The 12,259-nt window shown below is 44.6% G+C and carries 13 protein-coding genes; 5 read left to right on the forward strand and 8 right to left on the reverse strand.

Annotation, left to right across the window (positions count from 1 at the left end):
* The first annotated feature begins 22 nt into the window (after positions 1-22).
* The 3 genes from ACFSVN_RS12725 to ACFSVN_RS12735 all read left to right on the forward strand — a co-directional run bounded on the left by ACFSVN_RS12725 (position 23) and on the right by ACFSVN_RS12735 (position 5,410).
* Positions 23-2,386 carry a choice-of-anchor B family protein gene (locus tag ACFSVN_RS12725; protein ID WP_390303413.1) on the forward strand — a complete coding sequence of 788 codons (2,364 nt, stop codon included), beginning with the start codon at positions 23-25 and terminating at the stop codon, positions 2,384-2,386.
* A 91-nt stretch (positions 2,387-2,477) separates the two neighbouring features.
* Positions 2,478-3,560 (forward strand): YncE family protein, encoded by a 1,083-nt coding sequence (locus tag ACFSVN_RS12730; protein WP_390303416.1) that lies wholly within the window; start codon positions 2,478-2,480, stop codon positions 3,558-3,560.
* A 41-nt stretch (positions 3,561-3,601) separates the two neighbouring features.
* Positions 3,602-5,410, forward strand: a complete 1,809-nt coding sequence (locus ACFSVN_RS12735) for an FG-GAP repeat domain-containing protein (protein ID WP_390303419.1) — start codon at positions 3,602-3,604, stop codon at positions 5,408-5,410.
* A 42-nt stretch (positions 5,411-5,452) separates the two neighbouring features.
* On the opposite strand, the gene ACFSVN_RS12740 is transcribed toward ACFSVN_RS12735, so the two are convergent.
* Positions 5,453-6,010 carry a DUF4256 domain-containing protein gene (locus ACFSVN_RS12740; protein ID WP_390303422.1) on the reverse strand — a complete coding sequence of 186 codons (558 nt, stop codon included), beginning with the start codon at positions 6,008-6,010 and terminating at the stop codon, positions 5,453-5,455.
* A gap of 39 nt (positions 6,011-6,049) precedes the next feature.
* Positions 6,050-6,763, reverse strand: coding sequence for a CPBP family intramembrane glutamic endopeptidase (locus tag ACFSVN_RS12745; RefSeq protein WP_390303425.1), 714 nt, complete (start codon positions 6,761-6,763; stop codon positions 6,050-6,052).
* Positions 6,764-6,978: 215 nt separating this feature from the next.
* Here ACFSVN_RS12745 and ACFSVN_RS12750 point away from each other — a divergent pair, with 215 nt between their 5' ends.
* The gene (locus ACFSVN_RS12750; protein ID WP_390303428.1) at positions 6,979-7,626 is read left to right on the forward strand and encodes a class I SAM-dependent methyltransferase; all 648 of its coding nucleotides are present in this window, start codon (positions 6,979-6,981) and stop codon (positions 7,624-7,626) included.
* Between the two features lie 296 nt (positions 7,627-7,922).
* On the opposite strand, the gene ACFSVN_RS12755 is transcribed toward ACFSVN_RS12750, so the two are convergent.
* From ACFSVN_RS12755 to ACFSVN_RS12775, 5 genes are all read right to left on the reverse strand, one after another.
* Complete coding sequence (locus ACFSVN_RS12755) at positions 7,923-8,192, reverse strand: GIY-YIG nuclease family protein (protein ID WP_390303431.1); 270 nt, start codon at positions 8,190-8,192, stop codon at positions 7,923-7,925.
* 251 nt (positions 8,193-8,443) lie between these two features.
* Positions 8,444-8,998, reverse strand: a complete 555-nt coding sequence (locus tag ACFSVN_RS12760; protein ID WP_390303434.1) for an AlkZ-related protein — start codon at positions 8,996-8,998, stop codon at positions 8,444-8,446.
* A 152-nt stretch (positions 8,999-9,150) separates the two neighbouring features.
* Positions 9,151-9,441, reverse strand: coding sequence for a type II toxin-antitoxin system RelE/ParE family toxin (locus ACFSVN_RS12765; RefSeq protein WP_390303437.1), 291 nt, complete (start codon positions 9,439-9,441; stop codon positions 9,151-9,153).
* Positions 9,438-9,671, reverse strand: coding sequence for an addiction module protein (locus tag ACFSVN_RS12770; protein ID WP_390303440.1), 234 nt, complete (start codon positions 9,669-9,671; stop codon positions 9,438-9,440). Before ACFSVN_RS12770 ends, ACFSVN_RS12765 begins: the two co-directional genes overlap by 4 nt.
* Positions 9,672-10,120: 449 nt before the next feature.
* Entirely contained in the window at positions 10,121-10,516 is a 396-nt protein-coding gene (locus ACFSVN_RS12775; RefSeq protein WP_390303443.1) for a hypothetical protein, read from the reverse strand.
* Positions 10,517-10,719: 203 nt separating this feature from the next.
* On the opposite strand from ACFSVN_RS12775, the gene ACFSVN_RS12780 reads away from it, so the two are divergent.
* Entirely contained in the window at positions 10,720-11,520 is an 801-nt protein-coding gene (locus tag ACFSVN_RS12780) for a TMEM164-related integral membrane acyltransferase (protein ID WP_390303446.1), read from the forward strand.
* Positions 11,521-11,655: 135 nt separating this feature from the next.
* On the opposite strand, the gene ACFSVN_RS12785 is transcribed toward ACFSVN_RS12780, so the two are convergent.
* Positions 11,656-12,087, reverse strand: coding sequence for a hypothetical protein (locus ACFSVN_RS12785; protein ID WP_390303449.1), 432 nt, complete (start codon positions 12,085-12,087; stop codon positions 11,656-11,658).
* Between the last annotated feature and the right edge of the window lie 172 nt (positions 12,088-12,259).

A 12,259-nucleotide genomic window follows, 5' to 3' on the forward strand; every position in this document is an offset into this window, starting at 1 on the left:
CATTTTAATCAGAAAGTTACCTATGAAACGATTATTACTACTATTACCAATACTATTCATTTCACTGATATTTGGGCCCTTAAAAGCTCAAACCATGGCCGGAGGCGAAGCTGAACCCATGCAAGGTTTTGCCCGCGCCGTTGATATTTCAAATGGCACCGTTTTTATAGGGGAACCGGCTAATTACCATCAACCCGGAATTGTGTATGTATTTAACAAAGAGGGAAATGAGTGGCAAGAACTGAGTCAGCTTAAAGCCTCAGATGGTGAGATCGGAAATAACTTCGGTTCTGTTCTATCAGCAGACGGGAACCGACTATTAGTAGGTGCTGCAGGCGCTAATGATGGAAATGGTGCTGTATATCTATTTACAAGAAGCAATGGAAACTGGATTGAGTCAGCTCGTATAACGCTGAATGCTGAAGAAACTAATTTTGGTTCAAGCGTACTCTTAAGCGGTGATCATGCTTTTGTAGGAGCACCGGGTCATGCTGATGGGACAGGAGCCGTTGTGGTGTACCGAAACTCAAACGGAAACTGGAGTGAAACCGAAACCATCGTCAATCCTGATACGGCCGGGTCCGGATTCGGATCAACCCTGGCCATGGATGGGATGAACCTGGTAGTTGGAGCCCCGGAACGTCAAGGCGGAAATGCGTATGTATTTGAGAATTCAGGATCAGGCTGGAGCTTTGCAGCTACCCTAAACAGTCAGCAAACAGATGAACGCAGTTCGTTCGCTTCCACATTGAATATCAATGGAGATAAGATCTTTGTAGGAGCACCCCGCCACAATTCAGCCTCGGGTGCGGTTATCGTATTCACTAAAAATAGTGATTCCGGTGAGTGGATGGAAAGTGATCGCCTGGTAGCTTTTGACAGCCAAATGAGATACATGTTCGGTAGCGCAATTTCATTTACCGGCGACAAAGTCTGGGTAGGAGCCCCAAGTGCGGATGGCGGAAGCGGAGCTATTTATCAGTTTGAAAGTGATGAAGACGGAAACTGGACGGGGTCTTCAAAGATGATGTCTGATCAGGGAGCAGGCGACCGGTTTGCAGGAACGTTGGCTGTGGAAGAAAATATAGCTGTTGTAGGTTTGACCGGGGCAGATTTCGGTGCAGGTTCTGCGGCCATCATGGAAATGGATGACTCAGGAATGTGGGCCACCCAAGAGATCATGATGGGAGAAGGAGATGACGTTCTTCAGCCTATTACGGGAAGTAAAGTGAACTGCCGGGATGGAAATGCGGACGTGTATCTTTGTGATAATGTAGATCTGGTCTCATTCTTGCCGATAAGTGCCATTGGCGGTGAGCGCGGTGTTCGTCTCAATGATATGTGGGGATGGACCGATGAGGAAACAGGAAAGAACTATGCGATCGTGGGCCGAAACGAAGGAACTTCTTTCGTAGATGTAACTGATCCGCTGAACCCTGTTTATGTTGGAAACCTGCCTCTCACGGATACTGCCCAGCCCAATGTGTGGAGAGATATGAAAGTCTATAAAAACCATGTATACATTGTAGCTGACGGTGCCCGCGAACATGGGATGCAGGTACTTGACCTTACGCAGCTTCGCGAGTTTGACGGAGAGCCTATTCTGTTTGAAGAAACCACCATCTACCGAAATGTGAACAGTGTGCACAACATTGTGATCAATGAAGACACCGGGTTTGCTTACGCAGTAGGTAGCAGTGGCGGAGGTCAAACTTGTGGTGGTGGATTACACATGATCAACATTCAGGATCCTGCCAATCCTGAGTTTGCAGGATGTTTTGCAGATGCTTCAACCGGCCGCGCAGGAACCGGATATTCTCACGATGCACAGTGCGTGATCTATGAAGGTCCTGATGAAGAACACCAGGGAAGGGAAATTTGCTTTGGAGCCAACGAAACGGCCATCAGTATTGCAGATGTGACTGACAAACAAGCTCCTCTTGCACTTTCAACAGCTTCTTACCCTGATCACGCGTATGTTCACCAGGGATGGTTAACCGAAGATCATCGGTACTTCTATCAGAATGATGAACTGGATGAGCTGACAGGAAATGTAGATCGAACCCGAACTATTATCTGGGATGTAAGTGACCTGGACGATCCGCAGTTTGTGGACGAGTTTTTTGTCGAAAATCCTGCATCAGATCACAACTTGTATATTTTAGGAAACACCATGTATCAGTCTAATTACGTGAGTGGATTGCAGGTGATCGATATTTCAAATCCTGAAGAACCTAACCGAGTTGGATTTTTTGATACTCACCCGTTTGTGGAAGATGCAGCAGGATTCTCAGGAACCTGGAGTAACTACCCGTATTTTGATGACATCGTGCTGATGACGAGCTCTAACGAAGGACTCTTTATCCTGGATACCAACCGCGATTAATTTACTGTAAAATAATGATGGCAACTTTGGGTTATTTCAACCGGAACTAATCTGAAGTTGCCATTTTTATATTCATTAAAGAGAAGAGATCATGAAAAATCGACTTTCATATGTATTGCAAACAACGGTTGCCATAGCTGTATCAGTTATGCTGACTTCCGGTATCTTTGCTCAATCAACGGAGGAACCACAATACATTTACGTCTGTAATCAGGGATCGGCAAGCGTAACGGTGATCGATGCATCCAGTAATGAGATCTCGGCCACTGTTGACCTTCAGGAACTTGGATTTTCAGCCAATGCCAAACCGCATCACACCGTGGCAGAACCGGATGGTTCTTATTGGTATGTGACACTGATCGGGGAAAATCGCGTGCTGAAATTCAACCGCAATAATGAGTTGGTGGATGAAGTGGTATTAGAAGTACCGGGATTAATGGCTATGCACCCCACCGAGAATTTATTGTATGTGGGAAGGTCGATGAGCGCCGTAAACCCGCCTCAAAGCTTTGGTATTATAGAGCGCTCCGATATGAATGTGCTGGATGAAGTGGACCTCTTTTTTACCCGGCCTCATGCACTGACTACTACACCCAATGGAAGGTGGACCTTCGTTGGAAGCCTTTCCGAAAACCAGATATTGTCTTTGAACTATGAAGACGATGAGACCAACCTTACCAACATTCCGGGCAATACGCATACGTTCGTAAACTTTGCGATATCCCCTGATGGTGAGACCATGGTGGCAACGGGTCAAGTTTCAGGGCAGCTGCTCATTTTTGATATTAGCGATCCGTTTTCACCTAACATGAAGAAAAGTATTTCGGTGGGAGCCCAGCCCTGGCATCCTGTATTCTCGCCGGATGGGAAATTAGTTTATTTTGGAAATAAGGAAGCTCACTCCGTATCGGTCATAAACATGGAGAGCCTGATGGCAGAGGCACCCATCGAAGGGGAAGGATTGGCACAGCCTCACGGAGCTGCACTGTCAAAAGATGGAAAATACCTGTATATCTCCAGTAACAACCTGAATGGAAAGTACAATCCTGAGGGGCTTGAGGATATACAAGATTTCCCCGGAACGGTGACGGTCATTAATACAGAAACCCGGAAGATCGAGAAGATCATTGAAGTGGGACACTATGCCTCCGGTATAGGAACGAATGCCCGATAAATACATTGAAGTTAAAAAATGAGTTGAAATTCACAATAAACATGCCCCGAATTCTCACGCTAAGTCTTATCTCTTTAACAATTGTTTCCGGCTGTGCGGTTTCTAACTCTGCCACTGATACCGGAGGATCTTCTCCTCAAAGTTATCAGCAGGATGTAGATCCCTTCCCCGTATATGATGAATCAGGAGAACGTCTTCCATTTCCATTTCTGGGAGGATTCAACGCTCCGCGCCCCCAATTTGTGGATATTGACGACGACGGCGATCCCGATCTTTTTGTGCAGGAGAACACCGATGATCTCAAGTACTTTGAATTCCAGAAGGAGGGAGACGAATTTCCGCTTACCTGGCAAACAAATAAATTTCAGGATCTGGATATCGGAGAGTGGTTTCGTTTTGTGGATATGGATCAGGATGGGGATTACGATCTGCTGACGGAGCAGCCCTACAGCTATATTCGATATTATCGGAATGAAGGAACCTCGCAAGAACCCGATTTTAAACTAGCCGCTGATTCCCTCCGTGATGTAAACGGCGAACCTATTTTCTCCGACCGCCAGAATATTCCGAACGTAACAGATATCGATGCTGATGGGAAGCTGGATCTGTTCATTGGTCGACTGGAAGGAACCCTGACCCGCTACGAATCGGTAGGCCGGGATGAGAATGAGATCCCGCAGTTTGAGTTGGTTACGGAGTTCTTTGAAGGCATTGAGATCGTGAAGCAGTTTGGGACACTCCACGGGGCTAATACCATGGCATTCATGGATATTGACAGGGATGGTGACCAGGATATTTTCTGGGGTGATTTCTTTGAGCCCAGTGTGTTGCTGCTCGAAAATACAGGTGATCCTGCCAATCCTGAATTCCAGGGTGAACCGCGTCCGTTTCCTCCCAATGATCCAGTCCAGACAAGCGGATACAATGCCCCCACACTTACCGATTGGGGAAATGACGGTGATATGGATCTCTTCCTCGGTGTACTTGGGGGAGCATATAATGCCAATCAGACCCTGGGCAATAACTTCTATTTCTATGAACAAAAGTCTAACGGTGACTTTGAACTTCAAACCAGGAAATTTCTGAATACCATTGATGTGGGAAATGAGAGCATTCCCGCAACCGGTGATATTGACGGTGACGGCGATCTGGATCTCCTGCTTGCAAATAAGATCGATCCTGGCCCAAGGAATTCTTCCATCGTGTATATTTTTGAAAACCGGGGTACGCAGCGGGAACCTGAATTTCACCAAAGCGGTATTCTTGACCTCCCCGATGACTACCATTACGCTCCCACATTGGCAGACCTGAACGGGGACGGACTCGATGACCTGTTACTGGGAAGATGGAGGGGAGAGGTAGCTTACTACCAAAATACGGGAGACGGGTTTGAGCTGGTTGGAGAAACGCTGCTGGAGCTGCCGCGTGGAAGTAATGCCGTACCCGAACTGGCCGATCTTGATGGCGACGGTGATATGGATCTGCTTTTGGGGCAGTCAGGAGGAGGGATAGCGTATTTCAGGAATGAAGGGAATGCCGAAGAGCCTGACTTCAAACTCGTTGAAGATGCCTTTCCAGGCATTGAAGTCCGCCACCGCAGTACTCCCGCTCTGTATGATGCGGATGGAGATGGAGATCTGGATCTGTTCTTAGGTTCCAAAGTAGAAGGGATCTTGTTCTTCAGAAATACAGGAGATGCCGGGAATCCGGAATTCACCGAAGAGCGATCCCCATTTTCGTTTACCGTAACTCAGTTTGTGGCTCCGCATTTCGCTGACCTTGATGGAGACGGAGTGGCGGAATTTATATCCGGAAACAAAGAAGGTGGGATCATCTATTATGAGCAATAGGTTGATCTGCGAATAAGGAAATGTGATCAGTGATCTTTGAAGTTAGATCTTCAACACTCCACGAAACCCTCTGGCTCCATAATATGATTGAGCTCCGTTGTGGTAGATGAATACCCGTCCAAAGCGATGATCTCCGAAAATGGCTCCTCCCAGTTCCCTGACATCCTCAGGTGTTTTAAGCCAGCTGGAAGTTTTGGTATCGAAAGGGCCGAATTGCTGAAGTTTGTGGTACTGCTCTTCCGTCAACAGTTCAATACCCATTTCATTGGCCATATCGATGGCGGTATTATCCGGTTTGTGGGCTTTCCGTGATTCGAGTCCCTCGCGATCATAGCACACACTCCGGCGGCCATCAGGACTTTCCGGCGAGCAATCAAAGAAAAGGTATTCGCCCGAATCCTTATCAACTCCGATCAAATCCGGTTCTCCTCCGGTTTGTTCCATTTGGTTGAGTGACCATAGCTTATCGGTATTCGCTTCCAGCTTTTTTTGAACATCAGTCCACTTAAGATCTTTCTGGCGATTCATGTTTTTTTCAAAACGAGCCTCCAAGACTTCAAAAAGATCTGACTGTTGTTCAGGAGATAATTTTTTGTTCATGATGAAGTTTTAACCTATTTAAGGATTGACCTGATCCCACTAATAATATAGATGATAGGTCAGTAAAATGGCAGTCATGTTATAAATTCCATGGGCTATGATGGATGCGGTCAATCGTTTGGTATATAAGAAGAGAAGGGTATATGCGATCGTGGGAACCAAAATATCGAACCAGCCCAGGGCATCGCTCGGTAAATGACCTACGGCAAAGAATGCAATGGATAAGGTGGCGGCGATCCACGTTCCGGTTTTTGGATCCTTAAAAGTATCTTTTAAAACATTGATGAAATAACCACGGTTATAGATCTCTTCGGTGATACCGCCTCCGATCACACCCAGCGCAACGAAAGAAAGGGTACCGAGTAGTGTGCCGTCGAACCACGAGATCATTTGAGCAATATCGGCTCTCTCAGCACCTCCGGTGTTGGGGATGAGCACTCCGAATTGCAGAGCAGTCCATGCTAAGCCGACGATCAATCCTATGAGGGTATCCGATTTCCAATTCTTCGCGGACCAGCCGATAAACTTGAGATCTTTCTTCAACAACCTGAGTGAAAACCAGATCAGCAAAGAAACTGTGGTGAGCTGGAAGAGCGCAATGAATAACAGGTTTACCCCTGAAAGTCCACCGTTGATCTTTGTAACCCCAAAGAACACATTCGGCAATGCAAATAGAATGAATCCTGTAATGATCGTGCAAACAAATATGATAAGTGTTTTCTTCCTGCTGATTTTTCCGTCGTTTATTTCCATCCTTTATAGGGGCTAAGTTTTTGATCAAGCTCCCACTACGAAGGTTATTCTAAATTGTTGGGGAGCTTATATTTGGATAATAAACGGGTTGATATGAGAATGAACCATCAGTGATGAACAGGGACTTCTTTGTAACATCTGTAATTACCTGTAATTTGAGCTCTACAAATACCACCAAAGTTTAAATGACCGACAATAAGAATCGTACAAAAAAAATGAAAAACGCCTGGCCGACCAAAGATGCCATGGAACAGGTATATGAAATGAAGCTTTGGGGTGGCAAGGATACGGACTTTTATTCAGGCTTAGGTTCCCATCATCCGGAGATATTAGATCCGTATATCGAAGCCGTAACTTCATTTTTGCGATCTTTTGAAGATCCTCTTGTGGTATGTGATCTGGGTTGTGGAGATTTTAACGTTGGAAAAGAATTGGTCAGCCATACGAAGAAGTATGTTGCGGTAGATATCGTAAAAGAACTGATAGAGCGCAATAAGGAGCGGTTCAAAGAAGAAAAGCTTGAATTCCATTGCCTGGATATTGCAACCGATGATCTGCCTTCAGCAGATTGTGCCCTATTAAGGCAGGTACTTCAGCATCTGTCGAATGCCGAAGTGCAGCGTATCACAAAAAAGCTGGCTGATTATACATATGTGATTTTGACCGAGCATATACCTGAAGGAGATTTCAAGCCCAATGAGGATATCATTTCAGGGCAGGGGATCAGGCTGAAAAAACAAAGTGGTTTGGACCTGCTTGCTCCCCCTTTCGGTCTTGAAGTGAAAGAAGAAAAAAAGCTTTTTTCAGTACCGTCTCAGCATAGCAAAGGAGTCATTGTTACTACGCTTTATACCATGGTTTAGAATGTATCTGAAATGCGATGGACCGATGATCGATTAGCGATGGACGATTTTTTTGTTGTCATCCCTAAAGATCTCTGAAGTCTAAAAGCGAGCTTAGAAGCTAAGATCGATATAAAAAGAGACCGAGCGCTGACTTCAGAGTTACAGCTTAGCAAGTCTCTGACTTGCCTGTCGGTACCCAAGTTTTATATTTAATTATTTGAGACTTTCCGGTCTGGTACTTTTCAGTCGCCGCTTTGCTCAAGACTGAAAAGATCACTTAGAAATGTTAAATGGGATCACAATCCATTTAACATTTAACATTCAGCATTCATAATTTCCAATTCCCTAACCAATTCTTCTTTTTCCTGCTTTGAACATTGTTTGATCTCATATTCACGTTTGCAGGCTTCCGATTGGTTCGGCATTTCTTCCATATAGACTAGCGATTCCGGCGGATGAGCCCGGAGGTAACGGGCTCCGGTTCCTTCTTTATGTTGATGCCATCGTCTTATGACATGATTCGTGCACCCGGTATACAAGCTACCGTCGATGCATCGGATGATGTAAACAAACCAGCTGTTCATGAGGGTAAAATAAGTAATTAAAACACTCTGATAAAATTTAGACCGATCAACCGATGGATGATCTCTTTAACGACCTCAATTTCCATCTGACGGCTGTTTAGTGCAGATGATCTATTTCAACCAAGAGCCGTCTGATGGATGAATAGCGGCAGAGGTATTTTCTAATTCGTTGGCTACAAATGGTTTGAGGCAGAGCCTCAGGCAGGCGTTACGGAGCAGAGCACGTAACGAGGGCAAGTTCTACTGACGACTCATTGCTCTTCATCGTCTGCACGTTGCTTCCAAATATCGAGGTACTGTTCCTTGAATGCCACCCACGTATCTCGTTCGATCTGAGGATCATTTAACCGGGCAATGTTCATCGTTATCTGAAGATTCTTTAGGGCGGTGTCAAACTGACTCTTGGTACAGTCCACTTCCTCCATGATCACCTTTCGGAGTGATGTGGTATCCCATGGCTCTAATACGACCTTGCTGTAGATATGCTGAGCCAGGCTATCCTGTGTTTGAATATTTTTATAGGCTCGGGGAAAGTGATCAGAGGCCAGGTAATCCATATCCATCAGTACCGCGATCCCGCCTTTGATCTTACCATAGAATATCTTGTTTGGATACTGAGCCGGAAGCTCATTTTTCCAGGTCCAGACCGCAGTCATTCTCTTTCCCCATCCTTTTTCACCCGGTTGCTTTTCAGGAAGGTCAACATGGTCCCAAAGGGAGGGAAGCTCAGCTTTGTCACTTGAGAAGATCGTACACACCTTTTCTTTTTTGACAAACTGGTAAGCCTGTTCAATCGTCTTGATCATAGCATATGCCTTCTCATTTTATGGTAACGACCCAGCGTTTAAGCGGCGCGGGGATTATGATTTGGTTGAAGTAGCGAAATTAATTTCTTAGAAACAAGTTCGACCCTACACGGTCCGCGTCCGATTTAAAACGCCTTGTTATACCCACGGTTTTAGGTTCTCGATTTCCAGTACCCTGGCTTTCGCCTTAAATTCATAACGGCAAATATGGTAATAAGCTCGTCTTCCACAGAGTAGATGATTCCATACGGAAAGCGGGAAACTAAAAATCTTCGCTCTGTTTTAGTGATTTTAGTTCCAGATGAAGGTTGTTGTTCAATGACATCCAAAACTTTTTCTACCTCATCAATAAAGTCATCCCCAAGACCAACAACCTGTTCCTCGTAGTATTCCGAAGTTTCAAAAAATTCTTTTCTGGCTTCTGAATGAAATTTAATAGTCACTTTTGAATACGTTTTCTCGCTTCTTTTAAAACATCAGTAGCCGAATGAAGGGAAGCTTCGCCAGAATTAAGTGATTCTTTTCTCTTTTGAACTTCATCAATCCAAGCCTGTTCTACTTCAGGATCAATTTCGCCATGAATACTTTGTAATAATTTATCAGCCAGACGAGCTTTATTCTTTCTGTCAAGATTTAAAGCGGAATTTTCAATTTCTTTGAGATCGGTAATCATAATAATGGACTTAGTTTACCTGAATGTAATTATTACTGAAGAGAACTGGAAGCGAGATACAATATTGTAGTGGGTATAACATATAATTATTTGGAATGAGGGAAAGTGCAAAAATTCTTTATAAAAAGATAAATGAATTAATTATAAGTCCCTGATATCAATTGAAGTATGTTATCAGGAATTATATCCTCAAAAAATTCCAGATAATATTTCCTGATAAAATCTGTAAGGAATGGCTTTGTTAGGGCGAACGAGCAGAAATCGCCTTTAAACGTTTTCCTGCACTTCCTTATTCGAATAATGTGATTTTTGGGATGATATCCGAACCGTCGTTCGCCTATGCTGCTCAAATAAATCCCCGAAAACCCTCCTTAAAATAGCAGGTTTGGAAGTAAAGTCAATTCAGGATGTTAGCGAGAAATGCAGGGTGGGGTCTGCTCAGGCTTTTTTCATCGCTGAACGATCCCAACAACTCGTCCGGTGGAGCATTCAAGTCGTAACAGCTCTTTCCTTTCCACTCCATAGCGGTTGTCCGGAACTTTATAGTCGCCGTATTCACCATTCGAACGGACGAGCTCGAGTTTTGTGCCATCAAGCGGATCGATCATAGGATTTCTGCAGCCTTCATCCGGTTTGGGTTCGCAGGTGGAGTTATTGGCATGAGTACACACCAGGAAATGATCAGGTACATCAGAAGCCATGCGGGTCGGAGTGTTTGGGCTGAAATTTGAAGTAGCACAGCTGCTTAAGATCAGCAGGGTGAAAGCTATGAGCAGGGGGCGTGCAGACGGGATATTGAGATCAGGGATCGAATGCATGGCAGGTAAATGAAGTTGATCGTTCACATGAACCTGAGAAATATACTACCTTTTAAAATAAAGTCAATTCAGGATGTTAGCCTTAGGCAGAAAGTCAACAGGGAGGTTGGACCGGCTGTGTTTGTTTGAAATGCGATGAACCGATCAGCGATGGACGATTTTTGAATGATAAATGGGATCAGAATTCATTCAGCATTCATAATTTCTAATTCCCTTCACAGGCTTTTATTTTGAGTCAATTTTTCAGTTATTTGCTCATCCTTTTTAGATCAACTACACTTTCGATCCCGGTGAATTCGCTTTTTGAAACTACATATCTATTTGCGGCCTACGATACGGAGCATCTCGTGCTGCTTCTTGGCTTTTTGTTTTTTGGGATCGCCTTTTTCCGGGTGCTGAGATCCCGGCAGGAGCCTGAACAGCGGAAGGTGTTGCTTGGGATCGCACTGTTGTTATCGGCCACTCAACTCCTGAAAGTACCCATGAACCTTTATCTGGGCATTTTTGATATTCAGAATGACATCCCGCTGCATTTATGCAATTTCCTGCCTTTTGTGCTGGTATGGATGTATGCTACCGGCAGCCGAAAAGTCTGGGGCATCATTTTCTTCTGGATCATACTTGGAGTTTCACAGGCCAACCTGACCCCTTCGGTTGAGTTTTCACTCTTTCATTATGATGCCATCCGTTATTGGATGGTGCATATGGGACTGGTTCTGCTGGCTTTGTATCCTGCCCTCATCTGGAAGTGGGAGCTCAAACGAAAAGACATTCTCCGCTCCGTGGGATGGTTGAACGGAGCTGCAGTGCTGATCTACGGGATCAACCTGCTTCTGAATAGCAACTATATGTATCTGATGGCAAAACCGCCGGGAACCACTTTTTTCAGTATTCTGCCTGAGTGGCCGGTCTATATCCTGGTGCTTGAAGTCATCTTGGTGGCTTGGTCGTTCATGGTGTACGGACTCTTCAAATGGGTACAGTCAAAGTTCAGGATCACACCGCAAAGCAGCCGCGCTCGTATTGCTTGAGAAGTGAAGGGGTGGATATATGCTTATTTATGTTGAGTATGATTGTAGGGATCACACAAGGGAAATTTCCATCCGGTGGAATCAGAAACCAGATCAAGTTGGCCTAAAGTGCTAGTGCAAAAACTCAGGTCTTATTTAGTCGGAATATTGGTCTTGTACATTCTTGAAGTACTCTTCTCTTTTCAGACTTCTGAATGTTTTGATCACGGTATATAAAGAAGATAAAAACCCCCAGACAAAAATGAAGATAAACCAGTAAACCACATCCGTTGTTCGGACTATAGCCCGATTGTATTCCTGTAAGTAGCTGAGAACTTGTTCACTGGTCTGAACATCATTAACTGTTTCCGGGAAACCAAAAGATTGCAGTGACGGGGTGGAGGGAAGCATAAACCAAAGGACTACGGACAAAAACCCTACCATGAAAATATTGATCTTGAGTCCGGAAACGGCTTTTTCCAGCTGATCGTCTTTTTTGCCCTCCCAAAACTTAAAGCCAATAATGAACAGTAAGACCACAAATAATGCAAGCCCGAATACGACATAAAAATTAGTTTCTAAGAACATATTTTGGTGGTTTAACGACCCGGCATTTAAACGGCGCGGGGTATATGACTTTCTTTTTAAGTAGTAAAATTAATTCCTTGCAATCAAGTTTCCATTGTATTCCGTCCGCACCCTATTTAAAACGATTTGTTATGTGTCGCTCTGACTGGATGATTGAACGAACGACCGGAAG

Source organism: Gracilimonas halophila, from assembly GCF_042684365.1.
GTDB classification, from domain to species: domain Bacteria; phylum Bacteroidota; class Rhodothermia; order Balneolales; family Balneolaceae; genus Gracilimonas; species Gracilimonas halophila.